19 protein-coding genes are annotated in these 20,166 nt (G+C 36.9%); all 19 read right to left on the reverse strand.

Annotated features, from left to right (window positions below; genetic code table 11):
* Positions 1-947, reverse strand: a 947-nt coding sequence (locus N2259_00185; GenBank protein MCX7778660.1) for a hypothetical protein, incomplete at its 3' end; no start/stop codon positions are given.
* Positions 948-980: 33 nt separating this feature from the next.
* A complete protein-coding gene (locus N2259_00190) occupies positions 981-1,385 on the reverse strand; it encodes a four helix bundle protein (protein ID MCX7778661.1) in 405 nt (134 codons plus the stop codon).
* 95 nt (positions 1,386-1,480) lie between these two features.
* A complete protein-coding gene (locus tag N2259_00195; protein ID MCX7778662.1) occupies positions 1,481-2,410 on the reverse strand; it encodes a hypothetical protein in 930 nt (309 codons plus the stop codon).
* A gap of 33 nt (positions 2,411-2,443) precedes the next feature.
* The gene (locus tag N2259_00200; protein ID MCX7778663.1) at positions 2,444-4,174 is read right to left on the reverse strand and encodes a hypothetical protein; all 1,731 of its coding nucleotides are present in this window, start codon (positions 4,172-4,174) and stop codon (positions 2,444-2,446) included.
* A 143-nt stretch (positions 4,175-4,317) separates the two neighbouring features.
* Positions 4,318-5,937: a hypothetical protein gene (locus N2259_00205; protein ID MCX7778664.1), complete on the reverse strand. Its 1,620-nt coding sequence runs from the start codon at positions 5,935-5,937 to the stop codon at positions 4,318-4,320.
* A gap of 17 nt (positions 5,938-5,954) precedes the next feature.
* Positions 5,955-6,389, reverse strand: coding sequence for a hypothetical protein (locus N2259_00210; GenBank protein ID MCX7778665.1), 435 nt, complete (start codon positions 6,387-6,389; stop codon positions 5,955-5,957).
* A gap of 29 nt (positions 6,390-6,418) precedes the next feature.
* Positions 6,419-6,943 carry a hypothetical protein gene (locus N2259_00215; protein MCX7778666.1) on the reverse strand — a complete coding sequence of 175 codons (525 nt, stop codon included), beginning with the start codon at positions 6,941-6,943 and terminating at the stop codon, positions 6,419-6,421.
* Positions 6,944-6,986: 43 nt separating this feature from the next.
* The gene (locus N2259_00220; protein ID MCX7778667.1) at positions 6,987-7,358 is read right to left on the reverse strand and encodes a four helix bundle protein; all 372 of its coding nucleotides are present in this window, start codon (positions 7,356-7,358) and stop codon (positions 6,987-6,989) included.
* Between the two features lie 33 nt (positions 7,359-7,391).
* Positions 7,392-7,904: a class I SAM-dependent methyltransferase gene (locus tag N2259_00225; GenBank protein ID MCX7778668.1), complete on the reverse strand. Its 513-nt coding sequence runs from the start codon at positions 7,902-7,904 to the stop codon at positions 7,392-7,394.
* Between the two features lie 57 nt (positions 7,905-7,961).
* Positions 7,962-8,234, reverse strand: a complete 273-nt coding sequence (locus tag N2259_00230) for a GxxExxY protein (GenBank protein MCX7778669.1) — start codon at positions 8,232-8,234, stop codon at positions 7,962-7,964.
* Positions 8,235-8,270: 36 nt separating this feature from the next.
* Positions 8,271-8,666, reverse strand: a complete 396-nt coding sequence (locus N2259_00235; protein MCX7778670.1) for a hypothetical protein — start codon at positions 8,664-8,666, stop codon at positions 8,271-8,273.
* A gap of 130 nt (positions 8,667-8,796) precedes the next feature.
* The gene (locus N2259_00240; protein MCX7778671.1) at positions 8,797-9,516 is read right to left on the reverse strand and encodes a hypothetical protein; all 720 of its coding nucleotides are present in this window, start codon (positions 9,514-9,516) and stop codon (positions 8,797-8,799) included.
* A 29-nt stretch (positions 9,517-9,545) separates the two neighbouring features.
* On the reverse strand, positions 9,546-12,605 hold the full coding sequence (locus N2259_00245; GenBank protein ID MCX7778672.1) for a hypothetical protein: 3,060 nt from the start codon (positions 12,603-12,605) through the stop codon (positions 9,546-9,548).
* A 5-nt stretch (positions 12,606-12,610) separates the two neighbouring features.
* The gene (locus tag N2259_00250) at positions 12,611-13,282 is read right to left on the reverse strand and encodes a hypothetical protein (protein ID MCX7778673.1); all 672 of its coding nucleotides are present in this window, start codon (positions 13,280-13,282) and stop codon (positions 12,611-12,613) included.
* 50 nt (positions 13,283-13,332) lie between these two features.
* Positions 13,333-14,859, reverse strand: coding sequence for a hypothetical protein (locus N2259_00255; protein ID MCX7778674.1), 1,527 nt, complete (start codon positions 14,857-14,859; stop codon positions 13,333-13,335).
* A 17-nt stretch (positions 14,860-14,876) separates the two neighbouring features.
* Positions 14,877-16,388: a cohesin domain-containing protein gene (locus N2259_00260; protein MCX7778675.1), complete on the reverse strand. Its 1,512-nt coding sequence runs from the start codon at positions 16,386-16,388 to the stop codon at positions 14,877-14,879.
* 177 nt (positions 16,389-16,565) lie between these two features.
* Entirely contained in the window at positions 16,566-16,775 is a 210-nt protein-coding gene (locus tag N2259_00265) for a hypothetical protein (GenBank protein MCX7778676.1), read from the reverse strand.
* A gap of 151 nt (positions 16,776-16,926) precedes the next feature.
* Positions 16,927-18,405 (reverse strand): hypothetical protein, encoded by a 1,479-nt coding sequence (locus N2259_00270; GenBank protein MCX7778677.1) that lies wholly within the window; start codon positions 18,403-18,405, stop codon positions 16,927-16,929.
* Between the two features lie 2 nt (positions 18,406-18,407).
* Positions 18,408-20,153 carry an arginine--tRNA ligase gene (gene argS / locus N2259_00275; protein MCX7778678.1) on the reverse strand — a complete coding sequence of 582 codons (1,746 nt, stop codon included), beginning with the start codon at positions 20,151-20,153 and terminating at the stop codon, positions 18,408-18,410.
* Positions 20,154-20,166 lie beyond the last annotated feature (13 nt).

Below are 20,166 nucleotides of genomic sequence, written 5' to 3' on the forward strand. Positions count from 1 at the left end.
TTTTTATTAAGATCACAATTAAGATTAACTTTATGACAGCCAGCAGGTAGTTTTATTTCTTCTTTTTGCTCTTTCTTCTTTTCTTTCTTTTCGGCGGATAAAACATGAAAGGTTAAGGTCTTTGAGAAATCAGTAATCAGACCATCCCCATTGGTGGCTTTGACTTTGGTCAAGTGTTCGCCAATTTCTAAAGGAGTAGTATCTAAATGATAAAAATAAGCACCAACTAAATCAGCTTTTGTTTTTTTAATTAGAGGTTCTCTCGATGAGTAAACATAAATAGTAATCTCACTTTGCGGCGCGCTTTGACCCAAAATACCAAGTAATTCACCTTGCCTAACTTTATCAGTTGTAAGATCAATGGTGGGAGGAAGAAAGATATTAGAAACTGTCGTTGTCATCCCACCCTGAATACTGACCGTAAAACTAAAAGTTTGCGACCGTCTGCCTTTATGATCTTCAGCCCACAGAGAAAAAGTCCAAACACCGGCTGTAATGTTAGTAATTTCGCCTTTGAAATTGGCTAAGTTATCAGCTTTTGTCACCACCGCTACTTGTCCGTCTTTTAAAATAGTGACATCAACACCAGGATAAGCTAAACCTTGAATGATAACCTTTGTTTCGGTAGGTGGTGGAATAGATGGCATCCCCCCACCGCCACCTCCACCGGTGAGACACTTAGAAGTATTAAAAGTACAATTTTGATAACAGCTGAGAGTTCCGCCTTGATAGCCCAAACTTTGACAAGTGGCATTACCTAAATCAACACCATCGCATTGCTCACCACTTTCCTTAACATTGTTACCACAAACCGTGACCACTACCGAAACCGAAGTCGATAGATTACTGGCAAAAACTTTTTGAGAAAATAAAAAAGGACTAAAAAATAGTCCAAAAAAAATAGATAAAACAAGAACGATTAATAATCTTCGAAATAAAAGGGGCATAACATAATTAAATTGAAACTTGCCTCGTGAAACTCATTGAAATTTATTGAAATTTATTGTTTTAGATTTATAAGTAGATTGAATGAAATTATTTAGCTTGATTGATAATCTTTCTGCGATTTCTCTAAATTTTTTATAATTACCACTTTCAATTTTCTTGCGTTCTTTTAAAAGTTCTAACCAATGTTCAGTTGCTTCAGTAAGTGAAGCTCGGGCATTATAGAAAAATTTTATTTTCTCTAGAAAATGAAATCTGCCATACCCCTCAGCAATATTCGCTCCGGTAGAATCAGCAGATTCAATAAATTGATTTCCTATTATTTTCTTATCTTGCCATGATAGATCTTGATAAATTTCCCAGGCAATTTTTGAAAGTTCTCGTGCCAATTGATAAACATCTAAATCCTTTAATAAAATATATTTCTTTTTAATTTCCATATAATTCCATTGTTTTCCTTAAGTTTCTATCAATTTCTATTTCTATCTATTTCTATCTATTTCTATCAATTTCTATCAGTTTCTATCAGTTTCTATCAATCTCTATTTATTTTTTTCTTTTTAAAAATTAAATAACCAGCAAAAATTAAAATAATAAGAATAATAGAACCGCCAAGAATTCTAAATTTTATAGGCAGATCAGCCAGACTGATTTTTCCTTTAGAAATTGTGCCATAAGGTAAAAGACTGAAATGAAGACGAGCCTCTTGAACAATTTCTTCATTTTTATAAATTTTATATTCTGCCCAATAACCACCGGCTTTTAATTTAGTTGGTAATTTAGCTAAAATCCATTTTGTCTGAAAAGGGGGCACTTTTTCTAACTTTGTTGTTTCGATAACTTCTAATAATTGAGTTTGTTCTTCATTATAAATTTCGAATCTAACTTTAGTCGGTCCAAATTTAACATTTCCTACATTTTCGATATTGAGCCAAAATTTTATTTTCCCTGGTAAATAACCAAACCAGAATTGGCGTCCCTCTTCTGAATCTTCTATTTTTACCCCTCTAACTTTAAAACCAAAAATTTCTTTTGAGACAGTTAAATCAATTTCAATTCTGCCACCTAAAGCAATGGCTACTGTGCCTGGAGTCGGTGGATTAAGGGGTGTGGTTTTAACCCTCATAACCCCACGGTATCTTTTGTATTCAGCATCTTTTGGCACATCAACGCTGACTACCAGTGGAACCTGGGTTTCTCCTTTAGGAAGAATAAATTTATTTCCTTTGTCGATTGAAAGCCATTTTTCAATTTCTCGTGCCTCAATAGTAATTTCCGCCTGCCAGTCTTCAATTGGATTATCTCTCACTAAGACAATTTTTTGCTCAAAATGCGAACCGCGACCTAAGTTTTCATTCATAACATAAGGTGGAGAAATGCCAAAACCAGCCAGACATTTGTTAGCCAGAATAAAAAATAGAATTAAATTCAAAACCAAAAAAACAAAAACTTTCTTGGTTTTCATAAAAAACCTAAATCCTAAATTCTAATCCGCCATTTACCAGTTATCTTCGCTTACAACCCCAGATAAAGTATCTGTCCCAGTGTAAGTTCCGGCTGGTTGACCAGAAGGAATAGAGATGCGGAAATAAGTGGGTTTGGTCTGTGGCGACGCCGGATTAGTTGTTTTTGGACAATTTAATTCTCTTTCGATGGGGGCACTGCTAAGAATATATGTCATACTGTCCCAACTTTGATCAGTAAAATCATATTTTTGTTGAGACACAAGAATGTCAGGTTTGCCTGAAGCAGTCATATTAGTGCCGGAATATTCAGCATCTAAACCAGTATTACCTTTGGCGACAATAGTGGCTGTCGCACTCGAAACAGATTTTTGGCCAGGCGCTAAATTGCCATAACCAATACTTGATTCCTGGTAAGCATAAGCCATAAATAAGCCTAATTCATTACCATCGTCATCATCAATCCAGCCGGAATCAGCATTATCATCATCAATGGCTTTAACTTCTGCCTTCCAGTTGTAGGCATTTTTTGGTGGCGTTGGCGTACCAACCGTTGGATCAGCGACATACCATAAAGGAAAAGTACAAGTCCAGTTTACTTCCGTATCATTTTCACCCGCACAAGTTCCTGCATCTTGAGAGCAAATTAAATTCCAAGCACCATAAGCGCCAGGGTAGCAATTGTTGGCATTATAATCTCCGGAAACTCGACAAGCGCTCGCGGCCAATTCTGTCATTCGCACGTTAGCGGTTGCAGAAGCAATCTCATTACCACCACCCTTTTTAAGACAACTATTATTATCAGTGACAGTAAATTTAATTTTAAAACCAGTTGTCTGAGCCTCTGGTTGGGTCAAGGTCAAATCTCCGCTCTCATCCGTATCTAAAAGTTGAATGGTTGTGTTGGTAATACTTGGCGCAACATTGTTGACTTCAAAATCCTGTGTTGAACCTTGATAAGCACCACTGGCAGCAAAATGGTGATTATCAATGACATAAGGATAATAGTTGTAAGAGCCATCTGGTCGCGGGACATTAAAGTTGCAAGAAGGATTTGAAGATTGGCCAGTAACCGAACACCAAGTACCACCAGCGCCACAACCAGTACCAGTGAAGTCATTCTGTTTACAAACATAAAGAGAAACCGTATCATTATGACCATCGGTATCAGCATCAGAGGCAATAGCTGTAACACTACAAGAGGCGGCTGGATTAGCATAGTTGCAATCAGCGACACCAGTAAAACTGGGTCGGTGATTGACTTTAAAAGGTGAACCGGAATGACCTGAACCTTGATGAGAGGAAGAACAAGCAGGATTAGTAGCTGTCTTGTCACAAACAAAAGCCCACCAATTGTTTGATTCTGGATCAGCGTCCTGAGTTTGGTAGGAACAAGTAGCCTGACTTTCAGAATTGGTAGCAGAAGAAATACACCAAGCACCACCACCACAAGTAGGCGGAGCATTATTGCCGGGAGTGATTGAGTTTGTCTTGCAAATAGCTAAATAATACTGGTCGTTGTTTGGATCAGTGCCAGTGGCTTTGAAAGTAACATTTAAACCAGCATTGGTTGGTGAATCAGTATAAGAGGCAGGATCTTCATAAGGATAAACGGTCCAATCTGGTGCCGCATTAGCAACGGTCACTGAAGTGCCTAAATTAGTTTGGGCCCTTACTCTCAGGAAAATTAGGCCGTTGAGAAGCAAGGTAGTAATGATGATTAAAATTAGAAGCCAAGGTAAAGATTTTTTCATTATTTTTGCCATAACTTTCCACTAAATTAAACTAAAATTTCGACCTTTCTTTGTTTATTATAATCTATAATTTTAGAAAGACAAGAGAATAATAAGTTATCAAATCTGTGGATAAAATCAAGAAAAAGTAACGCATCCTAAATTCCCGATCTTTTTTATGGACAAACACTCTCACTGACTACTTCAAAATAAGCTGTGCCATGATAATTGCCGGCTGGTTTACCGATTGGTACTTTTAATTTCCAATAGATATATTCAGACTGATTGGAGGGATGAGTCGTTGGTTTTTGAATAGACATTTCGTAACAGGTTGGTGTAGTTGTTAGCTGGGTACCCTGTGTTTCATAGTCAAAATTGTTAATGGAGGAATATTTTTGCTCATTAACTGGAATTATATTTGATCCCCAAACTAAATTTGCCCCGGAAAGTTCTAAATCAATGGCTGTATTGCCAATGGCTGTTACTTTGACGGCCACTTGATTACTAATTTGATCTGGATAAACAGTCCCATAATTAATATTGGAGATGTCGGTTTCTATTGCCGCTAAAGTATTGACATCAGGAGATCCAGTTGGACTAAAATTTTCTCCGCTCTGATTTTGTGAATCAGTCGCTTTCAGCCACGCTCGCCAATATTCGTTTCGCCAAGGAGATCCATTATCGGTTGGGTCGGCGTGAAACCAAATTGAAATTGTACAAGTAACATCACAAGAACTTCCAGAACAATTACTCAAAGAACAAGAAGAAACGGCATAACAATTATTATCATTAGGCGTACAATTTTGGGCCCCAGAAACCCCTGATCGATAAATTTTTGCCTGAACATTAATAATATCTGAATAACCATTAGGGTCAGAAACAGTGGCGGTGGCTGAAACTGATGTTGTTGTCCCAGCGGTTAGGATAATATCATTTTGTCCATTCAACTGAACATTAGAAACACTCGGCGGTTGGTTAGTAAAAACAGTAACCGTTGGATATTTTGTATAAGTAAAATTACTCGTTGAACCGGCATTAGTTAAGCGAAAACAATATTGGGCATTCTGAGCATTGGTTGTGGGACGAAGACTAAATTCAATTTCGGTAAAATTTTCAGACGTCACAGTGATAGCTGAGGTTTGGTTACTGGTATCTTTGACTTGACCAGCAACAAAAAAAGCATTCTCATCAGTTAAACCATTGGTAATGTTAGTTGTGGCTGAACCATCAGTTAAATAAGTTGAGTCAGCCATTTCCCAATGTTCGGTGGTGGCAACGACTGGGACAGCCAGATAAGAGCCAGAGGGACAATCTGAAGTCTGGGCATATTCAAGACGAAAACTTAGTCCACCGCCCCTTGTCCAGCCTTCATTAGAAATCTCAAAACGCAAGCGTTTAATGGTGTTGATGGGTAGATTATAGATCGGTGTATCTTCATCAGCTGCCCAAGTCGCATTGGTTTCACTGCCATCATCATTCCGCCAACGATAATGAATTTGCTCATAATTTGGTGCAAAACGAGTATAAAGCCAATAAAGAACACCACTATAAACTCGTTTAAGATTGGTAATAAGACCAGTGGCAATTTGTCCTCCCGCACTTCTGAAACCAAAAGTATCGGAAGTACTTTGGCCAGAAATACTTTCCATACTTCCGCCGTGAATTTCGAAACTTTCAGAATTTGATTCAAAGGCATAAATCTCAGAATTGGAAAATAGAAAGTAGAAAATAGAAAATAGAAAAATAACAAAAAAAATGATAAGATATATTTTTATTTTTCCTCTTTGAAGAAACATTGATTTTATTATTCAAGTTATCTCTTTGTTTTTTTGATCCATTGCATAATTTCTGACTCTTCGCCCAATTTTTCCCAAAAAAGAACGGCCGAACGATTAATAAAGAGAACATTATCCGTTAAAGTCAAATTATCATCCCCTCTTCTGACTAATTGATAAGCCTTCTGGGGTGAAACCTGCATTTCTTCTCCGGATGAAATTGACTGAGAGGTTGGTGTAAAAGTTTCTAAGAAAAAAACATCTTTTAAGACCAGAATGTCTGAATTTATTTTTTTTATCTGACCAAAATAAACTTCTTTGTTGATTAGATAAACAGCATAATAGTTGTTTGATTCTTGATGAACTATTCTATCTCCTAATTTACTTAAGGAAGAATAAAAAATTACTAAGAGAATATTAAAAATTGTTAGAGTAATAATGAGGATAAGTAAAGTATTTTTTGTTTTCAGCATAATAATATTATAATAATATTTGAATTTATTTATCGTGGATTGTACCAAGAACCAGTTTCGCCTTGATCAGCGATAAAATAATAATATTGTCCGGCTGATAAAGATAAACTGGTTAAATCAATTTCTTTTTTAATTTTTTGTCCTCTTTGACAGGGAAAAGCTTTATTGAATTTAGCCAGAGTCGGATCTCGACGATAATCATCTTGTTGATTAAAAATTAAAATTGCATAGTAGTCATCCTGACAACGACCGGTTAAATTTATTTTCTTTGTCTCAGGATAGCGAAAAACAGAAAATTTCTCTGGTGCCGGAAATTGCCAAAGGTCAGGCGAAGAAGAAGTAGAGGTAATATGGTTGACACTAAAACCTTGACTCAAGGGAGAAATTTTTAATTGATTTTTATTCTCGTGTCTTGTTTCTGGCAGCCAAAATTTTATTCGCCAGAAAACAAAAATCAAAGACAGAGCAAAAATGGCCAAGGAAAGGCCTAAAATTTTATAACTCTTTTTTAAGATTAGCTGGTAGCTGGTAGGTTGTAGCTTTTTAGTCGGCATAAGATGATTATTCTCTAAATAAGATGATCATTCTCTAAGTTTTTTAAGTTTTTAGAGAGCTAATCATTTTATTTAACATTTTCATCGTTTCTTCTAAAAGAGTATCTACTCTAGCAAAATTCGCTCTCTTGCCAAATGGTAATTTCTTAACAATTTCAATTTGGGTTTCTAATTCTGCGCCAGAACCATAGGCGATATTTAAAAACTGACAAAAATCTTTTCTCGTCCCCCTCCGTCTTCCTTCGGCAATATTTGAGGGAATAGAAATCGCTGCTCGTCTCATTTGCGAAACTAATCCATAGAACTCTTCTTTGGGAAATTTGCTAGTTAATTCATAGACAGCAATTACTAAATCTACTGCCCGTTGCCAAACAATCAAATCTCGATAGGAATAAATTTTACCTTCTCCTCCCATAACCTAATAAGCTACAAGCTAAGAAGCTACAAGCTAATCCTTTATCACTTTTAATTCAACTAAGATATCTGAAACGACGTTCCAATAGTGCTGGGCAGCAAATTGGCGAGCTTCTTCGGTTTTTTTATCCCAAGGTGGATTAAAGAAAACCATAATTTGTTGAATTTTGAAATTTGATTTGATTGGATAATGGTCAAGCTTGTTGGCTTTCCGCCAATCACGGTCAAAGTAGAGAAAGGTCGCTTCTGAAATGGCTCTTTTATGCGTTGGATCCTGCCAAGCACGAATGGAAGTATAGTAAGGACATAAAAAAGTCACCTTAGCTCCATCCTCACAAATCCGCCAGACTTCATCCATAAATTGCATTAAATCAGAAACGTGTTCAAGATAATGTGAACAGTAAACTTCTTCAACCGAATCATCTTCAAATGGCTGCCAAGGGTATTCCTCTAAATTCCAGACAAAATCAATACCTGGACCGGGGACAATATCTACTCCTTTAAACCCTGGTCTTTTATTTTGTCCACAAGCAATATCTAATTTCATAAATCTTTTACGAAATATGAATTTTTACCAATATACTAATATAAATTGACTATTCTTTTAAAATGAAGATTCCGAGGCGCAAAATAATAAAAAATCAAAGTAGTTAGCGCCAACTCTTTCATTATTGTAAAGAAGCGGTAGATAAACCTGTTCAACCTGTTCTTGGAATTTTAATTTCGCGTTTTTTAAAGAGAGAGCAACTGCTCTTTGATATACTTTTTCACTTAAACCATAACCTAATCGATTATAAACATCAAAAAGTATGCCGATAATTTGGTAACACAATTCAGGATAAATTAAGTCTTCACGTCTTAATAATTTTTTACTCATTATTCGTAAATTCGTATTAATTCGTATTTCGTAAAGTTATTGTCCTCTGGCTCTTAAAATACTTTTGACTACTTCTGCTTCTGGGGTTAGTTTTTCCCAAAAAAGGACGACCTGACGATTGATAAAGAAAATATCATCGGTCAGCATCGTTGTATCGCGCGTACTTCTTTTAATCAAGTTAAAAACTCCTTGCTGGTCCGGCGATGGCTCTAGAAAATAAACTTCTTTCATAACAATTGTTTCGGCATTAACAGATTTAATTTGACCAAAATAAACTTGACCATTGGTCAGATGAACAGCATACCAATCAGGTGTCTGGTTTAAAATCTGTTTTTTGAGAGTAAAAAGACGGCCGGAAAAAATTAGCCAGAAAAGCAGATTCAAAACAACTAAAACAATAACGATCAATAAAATGTTTTTTTTGTTGAACATAATTTTTTAATTCATCATAAATTTTACGAAAGACGGATTTTTACGAATATACGAATTAATAATAATTAATAATCTGGTACTCATTCGTCAATTCGGATCGATTCGTATTTCGTAAAGTAAATTAATTATTTTACCAAACAATATCCATCTGAGGGTCATAATGGCCAACTCTAACCCTGGTATCACAGGCAACTTTATAGCCGAATTGCCGAATTTTTTCAAAGAAATATAAATCTTGAGTATAAATTTTTGAACCGCGTTGTGGATCATATTCCTGACAAGTTTTGAACCAAGGCTTTTCTATCCGCGGATCTTTAAAAAGTTCTAGACGAAATAAAGTAAAACCCATTCCTAAGCCATTACAAGGCTGAATTTCCATTCTTGGAGGCTGGGGTCGGAAATTCATTTCTGGATCATTAGGATCGCCATAAATCATTGGCTGACCACCCTCACCTTTTGTCCAATACAAACCACCGATAACATCATACTTATCCATATTTTCATAGAGTTTTAGAAGTCCGTCTGGCGGTGGGAGATTATCTTCCTCAAGAGTTAAAATATATTTCCACTTAGAAAGTTCTGGATTCGCTAGAATAAGTTCAATGGCAGCATTATAAGCTTCACCAACCTCCATGCCAATCATAAAAATGCGAGTGAATTTTTGATTCATTGGCGTAATTAACCCCATCCAACTTTGGGCTGCTTTGGCAGGAATCATGCCCCGGGTGGGAACAATACAAATAGTAGACAAGTCCTGATAAGCCTTGCCCTTTTCCAAACGTTCAATACTCTTTAGGATATTAGCATTGTGTGTTCCTTGATAATTTTCAATGACAATCTGCGGTTTCATTTGTTTTATAAAAATTGGTTCGATGAAACTTAATGGGTTGCTCTAAATATTATAGGAATGTTTGCCCTAACGCCTGCTGTTCCTGTCACTGTTATGTGTGACAAGGCAATGGTTTGGTTAGTAGCGGTGATAATAGTACTATAAACCCCCCCTAATGAAACATTGGTAGATGTGGCTGGTGTAAGTCCAAAATTTTCGAATGCCGACGCAGTATAGGTAGAACCAAGCAAAACTGAAAAAGTAGCACCCAGTGCCGTAGTGGCGGTTCCAATAGATGAAGTATTAGCTGTAGAAACCTGAACTCCTGCCCAGTATATCCCGGGAGAAAGGCTGCCTTGGAGAGCGAATGACAAAAATCTACCACCGGTTAAATTGCTAAAATTACTATTATTACTTGCCCAAGTATGGGTCGTTGTTCCAAAACTTCCCATAATCGGAATAAGCGATGAATTATTTGATAAGGTATAAATTACTAAACCAGAAGAAATCAGTAAAGCGGCGGTGTTCGCTGCTGATGTTGAGGATAATGAAACCAGAATAGGAACATCAATTCTTGTAAAAGATATAGCTTCTGGAAGGATAAACTGTCTAAATGAAGCGGAGCTGACGGTTATAGCAGAACTTGAGACTGCTCCAAAAGGAACCACATCCCATCTGGATAGAACCGCCTCCCCTCCTGGATTAGCTCCGGAAATACTAATGGTCTGGCCAGCGGTTTGTAAAGTGATATTCGGACCAGCGGCGAAAACAACCGTGCCACTGGTATAAGTGGTGGAATTACTAACACCAATACCAGCTATACCACCGGCACCAGCTGATGGGCCTGAAATCCATAAAGTATGAAGACCGCCGCCGCCAGTCGAACCGCTGACGGTAATATTATTTGTCCCGGCCAAAACCCATGTCCCATACTGTGTACCAGTATTACCCGAAGTATTCCCGATATTACTCGCTCCAAAAGCTGCCACCCCAGCATGCTGATGGCCCTCTAAAGCAAATCGTGAAGCCATAGCGCCAATGCTATTCGCTGAGCCAACCGGATTAACAGTCGTGGCCGAAGAAAGAAGATTAGAAATCACAATGGCTTGAGGGGCAGCCGTGCTTAAAGCAATGAGATTGCCGGCGGAAAACTGAACAGTACCACTGGTAAAAGTGCTAGCGATATTACTGACAGCTATGCCTGCCGGTGCGGTTGATTGTGAGTAAGAAGCTGAAGCGGTGAGGGTTTGATTGTTAAGACCAAAAGTGACATTATTGGCATTAGAAAAGATAACTGTTCCTGAAGTAGCTGTTTGAGCGCCAGCAGCAATGGCACCAAAATTGCCAGTGGCAGTGGCGCCCGCTGGTACAGAAATAGTAATTTTCTGGCCAGCCTCAGTACCAACAGTGACATTATTGCCACCAGAAATAACCACACTGCCAGAAGTGAAAGTAGCATTACTGGCAACAATGGCTGAAGGAGCAGTTGATTGCGAATAAGAGGCAGAAGCGGTGATCACAGAATTATTACTCATTCCGAAGCTAACATTATGGGAGTTAGAAAAAACTACTGAGCCGGTCGTGTTAGCCGTTTGAGTACCAGCGGCTAAGATATTATAACTTTGAATTGATTGATTGGGAGCGGAAATAGTAATAGTAGCAGAATTAGCATTAATGCTCTGATTTAAGGTAATGTTATTGCCACCAGCCAAAATGAATTGTAAAGCACTACCGCTGATGACGCCACTTGTGCCGCTAGTATTACCCAAATTTGACATTCCTAAAACATTAGAACCAGCTGCTCCACCACCAGCGCCAAGAATAGTGATGGCATTACCGGCCTGAGAAAGGGTGATATTATTACCACCAGCTAAAGTCATTGTCCCAGAAGAAATTTCAGCCAATGTCCCAGCCGTATTACCAGCCAAAGTGACATTGTGAACATTTTGCGTTTGAACAGTTTGGTTAGCCGCAGAAATAATAATTTTTTGGCCACTATCGGTGCCAACAGTAATGTTGTTGCCGCCAGAAATAACAACCGTCCCACTGGTATAAGTGGTATTACTAGCGCCAATACCAGCCAAACCACCACCAGCTCCAGCAGCAGCACTAGCGGTAATTGTTTGACCATCCATGCCAAAAGTTACGGTTGGTGAATTAGAAAAAACAACAGTGCCAGAAGTAGCTTGCGTTGTGCCGGCGCTGATAGCGCCAATACTACCACCGCCACCGGCTGTGCCAGCGGAAATAGTAATAGCATTTCCTTCTTGTGACAAAGTAACATTGGCACCACCAGCCAAGGTAAGAGTACCGCTACTGATCATCGTTGGCGTACCAACAACATTACCACTGACGGTGACGCCAACGATTGTCCCTAAATTGCCAATTTCTTGAATCGTGCCATTGTCACAGACCAAGGCGCGACTATTATTTGAGTTATACCAAAGAGTGCCGGACGGTGAACAGGCGGCGCCAATAGTGTCGGTAGTATTTTTGACGTCTAAAGCTAATCTTGTTGGCGAACCTGAACCAGCGCCAGTGCCAATTTGCACCCGGTTGTCAGCATTCAAAGTTCTTAAAAGGGCACCATAAACATCTCTTGTGGCTCGAGCATAAGCCACGGCATCGATACGCTGACGGGGTAACAAGGTTTCGTAGGTTCCACAGGCTGAGCCAGTATAATTGGCCACTTCAACCTGCAAGTAAATCGTATCATTGCTATAAAAATTAAAAGTAGATAAATCATCGACCTCACCAATACCAACATTAAAGACACCGTTGGCAACATTGACGATATTGTCAGATGGTGTGCCAGTTGGCCAAAGTTTATTGCCACCACTAACTGCATCATGAATCGAAAACCGAAAACAATAATTCGTCCCAGAACCGCCTAAGGGATTGCCACTACTATCAGTTAAGCGGCCCTGATAGGAAAGAATTTTTGAAACACCGACAGCCGCTTCCATTTTTTCCGGAAACAAGATATTAGCCGAAAGGGACACGACAACAATGAAAGAAAAAATAATCTCCAGTAAACCAAGCAAGGCCAGTAAGAAAAATGGTTTTCTGGCTTTGTAAAGAAATTTAACACCCTTGGAAGTGATGGCCATGTCTCCTAGAATTTAAGATTTTGAATCACCTCGTCAGTTTCATTATAGCACTTTTCAAAAAGCTGTTGAAGGGGGAAAACAATGTTTTTCGTCTCTGGCGACTCGCCAATGGCTGGGGGTAAATAAGGCAATTCTTGGGCCGGAAAGTGATGGTTGACATGAACTGTTAATTCTAACGGGGCTAGAATTTTCAAAAAGTATTGCTCCTTTTTTCTCCCCCCTTCTTTCTCTAAAGTAAATTGCGTGCCAAAATCTCGTAAATCACTTCTAGCTAAAATTTTTTCATCAACAAAATTCAAAAATAGATCTTTTAAAGGAATAACATTATTGAAGCGATAATAAATATCAAAATTAAAGCCAAAGCCTTGAAGTTTTGTTTGAGCAAAGAGTTTCTGATAAATTTTTAGTGATTCGCTAATCAATGAAGTTTCTTGAGGTTCTTTTTGAGAAAGATCTTCAACGATTAATCTTAATGGTTCAACAACCACTTTTAATTGCATTTTTGGCAATTCTAAAACTTTGGTTTGTAAAATCGGATCATCAATAAAGCGGGCACCAATGGCTGCTTCGCCATAATAAAGACCAGCCAAGGTTGAATTGTCAGGCGCGGTAAAACTTTTTTCCTCAAAAAGAAAGACGATGTTAGTATGGTAAAGAGATTTAGAAGTAATTGTCATATAATATTATACTATATCAATGTAATCTAACAATGTAATCTACCAACAATTTATTTAAAAACCTCTTCTATTTTAATCGGTTGAAGAGCGGTGATTGGATACCAAGGTCCGCTTTCGTCCTCTTCAGCCACTAAAAGATAATAGATACCTGCCGCTAAATTAGAAGGAAGATCGTTGAATGCGTAATAATATTGCCCATTCCGACAAGGAAAAGCTTTATTGTAGACAAAGTTGCTGGGATTTTTCTCGTAATCTTCTTCTTGTGAATAAATGAGAACGACAAAATATTTTCTCTGACACTGACCTTGTAAAAATAATTTTGATTTTTCTTCGGAGGTGACTTCTAAATTAATGGTCCAATTTTCTTGATTGGTATTTTTTTGAAATATTCCAAGATGCCAGTCCAAAATTTTCTTGGTTCGAATTGGTTCACCAGCCAGAGAAAAGAAATACACTCTTTGTGGCTCAAGCCAATGGAACTCCACCTGACGATCATAGATTTCATCACCGATGGCAAATTTTAGTTTAAATAGATATCGACCTGGCGACCAATTATCTATTTTTTTAATTTTAAAACGATAATGATTCTCTTCTTCTAAGAGATTAGGCAAGATAATTATTTCTTGGCTAGCAGGGCTTATTAAACTTGCTTGTTTAAGCTGGAAAAATGGTTGAAAAAGAAATTTAATTTTATTCCATAAATTCTGCTCTGCAATTTTTGGTTTTGACAAAAGAAATTCTGGTTCCTCATAAATTAAGAATTTATTTTTAGCGGCAACTAAACTTATTTTCCATTCTGGTGTTTCTGGCTCGATAATTTCTTCTTCTTCAATTATTTCTTCTTCTCTTATCTCGGCAGCTGGCTCCTCAATTTGATAATTGATTTCTAACCAAACCGCCTCAAGGTAAACAGCTGAGGATTGAGAATTTAGAATATAGGATTGAGAGGAAGAATAAGTAAATCTGATTTTAAAATTTTCTAAATCTTGCCAATTTTCAAATACCGGCAGGGCGTATAAAAAATAGCCACCATTAGTGGCATTAGAAATTTCGTTGGCAAAATTTAATTCACCAGCCCTCTGCCAATTGTTTTGGTAAAGATATTCAATCTTTAGTTTATCTTCAGCGCTACCACGACCGGCCAAGGAAAATCTTAATTGAATACTTTTGATTTTATTTTCTCTAAATTGATCAGGAAGAGAGAAATTGGATAACTCTAAAAATTTTTCCTCAAAAACTTCAAAAACTTGCTGTTCTTTTTGCAAAACCTCTTCTTGATCCGGTCTTTGCAATTGTTCTTCGGGAGATGACTCAAAAGCCTTAAAAGGAGAAGCAGAGTTTTCTGGGTTAAATTCTTCAAAACTCGCCTGCTCACCCAAATCTTGAATAAAAATTGCTTCCGGATTTTGCCAATCAGTAAGATAGACAGTGGGCAAAATTTTTGTTTCGTTCTTGGCCCGAACAAAATGAACAAAGGTTGATTTCCTGAATAATAGATTCCCTGCCCCGCTAATAAAAACAAGGCTTAAAATTAAACTAGTAACAAGAAGAATGAATCTTTTTTTTCTTAATAACATTGGAGACGAAAAGTTATTTATTGATTTTGGTTTCTTTCAGAAGATAAAAATTTGCGCAGATAAAAATCGCATTTTCTAAATTTTCTTTTGATCCCTAAACAAAGCGTCAAAGAAACCCCTAAAGCCCAGATAGCTAAACCGGCAATAAGACTCCAGACCATCGTTGGTGGAATAATCCAGAAAAGAAAACGCAGACCATTTTTCACTACCTTGACCTCAATTTCTTTAGAAGGACGAGACTCTTCTTCACCAATCATGGCAATGGCATAGCCAGAATATTGGCCCGGCAAAAGGACTTGAGAATAAGTAATGCCCCAATGACCATTTTCTTGAACCTCTTCTTCTGCACTTAAAGTCTTGCCTGATTCGTGATTTAAATAAAGTTTGATTTTTGCACCAGGTAAACCTATTCCTCTGACGACCAAACTTCCTAACGTCTCGCTGACTAAAAGTTCCTTTTGATAGTAATTAATTTTTGGAATGGGAATCGGTTCAATCGTAATCATTAAATTTTTTTCTGAATAATTTCCGGCTTTATCATAGGCCCTGACAGCGATTGAAAGATCGCCCGGTTTTTGTTTTGGTATTTGTAAATAATTTTCTTTCACTTGAATTGGTGGATTCTCTAATATTTTTACAGTGTAATAGTCAGTGCCAGAGAGTTCATCTTTAGCACTAAAACGAAGAGTAGGTGCTGGATTATAAGTAAAATGACCTTCGTCAACGGTGATCTGTAAGTCAACCGGTGGTGTGGTATCAATTTGTATCTTAAAATGATTAGTTTCTCCCCAACCAGCCTCATTTTTGGCTTTGAGATGAAAATACCAAATTCCTTCGTTTAAATTTAAATAAGCGGTGGAAGTGTTTAAGCCCTCACCACTGTTATCAGGCACCGTCTCTGGTTTTTGGTCTAAAATATAACTGTAATCAGTAATCCCACTTTGCCACGTCCAGCTTAAAATGATGTTTTTTTCTTGATACCATTTTGTTTCCTCAGGATGAGTTGAGGAAAAGATTTTTACTTTGGAGGGCGGTTCTGGCTTAACTGGCTGAAGGGGTGGCGGTTGAGCAGGTTTGGGTAGACCAGTTTCATAGAGGGTAAAATTTGCCTGAGAAGTGTTTTTTAAAATATTGGTACCAAAGCCATCATTAGCTAAAACCTGAGCTGAAGAAATTGTAACCCAAGCCGAACCAGCTGATTTGACTTTAAAATTAATGGTGAGAACTCGACCACTGCCATTAAAGCCAGGATTGGGAATACCGCCGGAAAAAGAAATCGTCCCGTTTGGATTAGAAAAACTTGGTTCATTAAACCATAGACTCAGGATTGTTCCTGATTTAGAAAGACTGATAACCTGTAAATTTTTTGAAAAAGAAAGATTGGCCTCAATCAAATTAATCGCATTGCCGCCTGTCTTAACCATCAAAGAGATAGAGAATGGTTTGTTGACCTCAAGGGTACCACTGGCTGGGGAAAAATAAAGACTGGCTGAAGGTGTGGCTTGAGCGACTGCCTCTTGGGGTGCCAAATCAAAAAATAAAAATGAAAAAATAAAAAAGAGAATGAAAAAATAAAAGTTTTGAATTCTGAATGGTGATTTTAACTTTTGCATTTTGATTTTTGAGTCTATTTTGTGTAATACAAATCTTTTTAGTTATTCAAACTAAACTCTAAATTCTATTTTCTAAATTCTAGATTCTAATATTTAGTATCTTTTTCTCAACTGCTCTCTTCTTTTTCTCATACAATCTCGACAGCGAAGCTGATCAATTCTGTCTGGATCAGGATTAAAGGGCAACTCTTTAATTTCTGCCCCACATTCACAACATTTGATATTCATCGCTGAAACATCGGTCATTTGACGCGGCTGAAAGCCACGTCCTCGAAAACCTTGATTCTTGCCTTGAAAAGCCATAGTAAGGCCTCAAATTTTGGAGACCTAGACTACGGCTTTTAATTTTGACAATGAAAATTAAAATCGTATTTTAGGTGCTCCAAATTTTAATGATAAATTCGACTTTATTTAAATTTTATCTTAAGAAAATGAAATTGTCAAATTTCAAATTTCAAAATACTGGTTTTTTCTCGGTAACGCGAAAACTGAATGGTTTATTAAGCATCAATTTAGTTTGGGCCTGTAAAACAGGAATTGAACCGAAAATAATAGTCGTCAAAGGAAAAAAGAGCCACTGAATAAACATAAAAAAGTACCGATGAAAAGCAATTTTTTCTTTTCGTGGTGGTAAAAGTTTCAAACTTAAAATCGCACAAATTAAAAGACCAACCATTGCTACTGTCATAATCCACTCCATGACAAATGGGACATTTTGAGCAAAAACTGTTGTTTCAATCTTTCTCTTGGCTAGCCAAAGTGGTAATCGACCAATGGCAAAAAGAAGAATAGGAATCGTTGCCCAAGAATAAGATCCTTCAAGTTGTTTCCAAAGGTAAGGAAGAATCTTTTTAAAAGAAATTTTTTTCTGGATGACCTGCCAAACCATATAAGGAAAGTGTTCAATCCCCCACCCCCAACGCATCACCTGTTTATATTGATTAACGACTGTTCGCCAAAAAGAACCGGCATAAACCGTATCCATTGAAACTGGAATGTAAAGTGGTATGACCTGATAGTCGCCTCGATAATGAACAAGACATTGAAGAGCAATGCGTGAATCTTCGGTGACAATATCTTTTTGCCAAAAGCCAACTTCAACCAAAGCTTTGAAACTCATGGCATGGGAAGAAAAGCTAAAAAGAGTTTTTCTTTTCGAGAGTTCGGAAAGAAGCCAAAAGGTCGTGCCGCGAGAAACAATCCGAGAAAAAAATGGCGATTCCCAAATATTGTTATTGTAGATAGCAACCGGTTGGTAACTTTTTCTTGTTGGCTGATCAACGGTCAAATAGGTATAAGTTAAATAAGAAAAATATTCTCGATGAACACGGGTGTCAATATCAAAAGCAGAGACAATAATATTTTCGTAAGGAATTTTTAATTGATCAATTATTTTTTTAGCCTGGTGACCAGCAAAGTGAAGATTTGAGCCCTTGCCGGGGATTTCATCTGGTAAATCTTTAGGATGAAGAGTAATTAAAAATTGAAAGAAGATTTTTTCGTATCGTTTTTTGATTATCTCGGCAATAGTCAAGAAATTTTCTTTATCCCTTTCTTCGCCAGCTAAAACAACAATAAATTTCTCTTTGGGATAATTAACTTCTTTTAGACTCTGAAAGGTTGACTCAATGATTGCTAATGGTTCTTTGTAGGTCGGTAAAAAAATAAGATGATAAATTTTCTGCCAATCAGAAATTTTTGATAACTTCTGCCACCAATTAATTTTCAAATGCTGACGAAGGGTTCGCCAGGCCGATAAAAGATGAATCATCAAATAAAAAATTCGACAAAGCCACAAAAGACTTAAAATAATAATAAAAAAAAGAACCCAGATTGGTTTAAGAAAAGAAAAAATGATTAAAAGAAAAAAGGTTAGCCAAACTAAGCCAGCAGGAATAACTTCAAAAAAACGATAAAGTAATGGCTTTTTCATATCTACATCCTTTCTAACACTTCGATACCCAAGATACTTAATCCGTTTTTCAAAACTTGAGCCACCGCCTTGATTAAAACTAACCTTGCTTCCCTAATATCTTTTTCAGCCGTTAAGACTTGATATCGATGATAAAAGGTATTAAAAGCCTGGGCCAATTGAAGTAGATAATTAGCTAAAAAAGATGGGTTATAGTAAAAAGCTGATTTTTCTAAAACTTCAGGAAAATTAAAAAGAAATTTTAAAATTTCTTTCTCTTCTTTTTCCTTTAAGAACGAGTAATCAATGGTGGCTAAATTTTCTTCTCGCCAATCCGATTTTTCTAGAATACTCTGAATGCGGGCATAAGCATATTGCAAGTAAGGACCAGTCGCTCCTTCAAAAGAGATTTCTTTTTCCGGCTCATAAAAAATGTCTTCCTCGGGTGTAAATTTTAAAAAGAAAAATTTTAAAGAAGCGAGGGCAATTTTTTCAGCTCTTTCTTCTAAAATTTTTGGTGAAATATCTTTTTCTCTTTTTAAAATTTCTGATTTGGCAATTTTTTTTACTTCAGCTAACAGTTCATCAATTTCTACCACTATTCCTTCCCGTGACTTCATTTTACCGGCTGGCAAAAAAACCAGGCCATAGGCAAGATGGAAGCAATTTTTGACCCAAGGATAACCAAAAACTTCTAAAATTTTAAATAAAACTTTAAAATGATGTCTTTGTTCTGAGCCAACAACATAAAGAGAAAGGTCTGGTTTATATTCATCATATTTTAATTTGGCCAGGCCTAAATCTTGAGTAATATAGATACTTGTCCCATCGGCCCGAATAAGAACCTTTTTACCTAATTGATAGTTGGAGAGATCAATCTCAATCGCCCCATCTTCTCTTTGATAACAAAGATTATTTTTAAGGGCCTCATTGACCATTTCCTTGCCGAGCTTATAAACCTCGCTTTCGTAATACCACTTGTCAAAATCAATGCCTAATTTTCGATAAGTTTCTTGAAAGCCCTGGATCGCCCAACCATTCATTTTTTGCCAAAGCTGCCAAACTTCTTGGTCGCCCGCCTCCCATTTTTTCAAAATTTCTTGCGCTTCTTTTAAAAGTTCTGGTTTTTCTTTGACCTTTGTTTCAAAAAGGGTGTAAAATTTGCCAACAAAGTGATCACCTTTTAAATGCTCGCTTTCGGGTGTTTTGTTCTCACCCCATTTCTGATAGGCCAACATTGATTTAGCAATATGAATTCCTCGGTCATTAATCAAATTAGCTTTAATAACTTGATAACCGAGATTTTTAAATAAATTGGCTAAGCTGGCGCCTAAAAAATTATTTCTTAAATGTCCCAAATGTTGAGGCTTATTGGTGTTCGGGGCAGAAAATTCTATCATCACCGTTTTACCTTGACCAACTTGACTAGTGCCAAAATTGTCTTTTTTTTCTAAAATTTCATTAAGGGTTGTCTGAAACCATTTAGTTGGTTGAAGAAAGAAATTTAAATAAGGACCGTTAGCAGCAACTCTTTCCACTATCTCATTAAGATTAATTTTTCTTGCTAAAAATTTAGCCACTCTTTCTGGTTTCATTTTTAATTTTCTACCTAATAAGAAGCAGGGATAGCTTAAATCACCCATCTCTGGTTGGGGCGGTAATTCAATTTTAAAATCTAAATCTTCTAAAATTGATGAACCAAACTCTTCTTCAATGACTTTTTTAAGATTAAGAATGATCGTTTCTCTAAATGTCTTAATATCAAACATAAAATATAAAAAT

Source organism: Patescibacteria group bacterium (assembly GCA_026417895.1).
In the GTDB taxonomy this organism is placed as follows: Bacteria; Patescibacteriota; Patescibacteriia; order UBA2591; family CALHIP01; genus CALHIP01.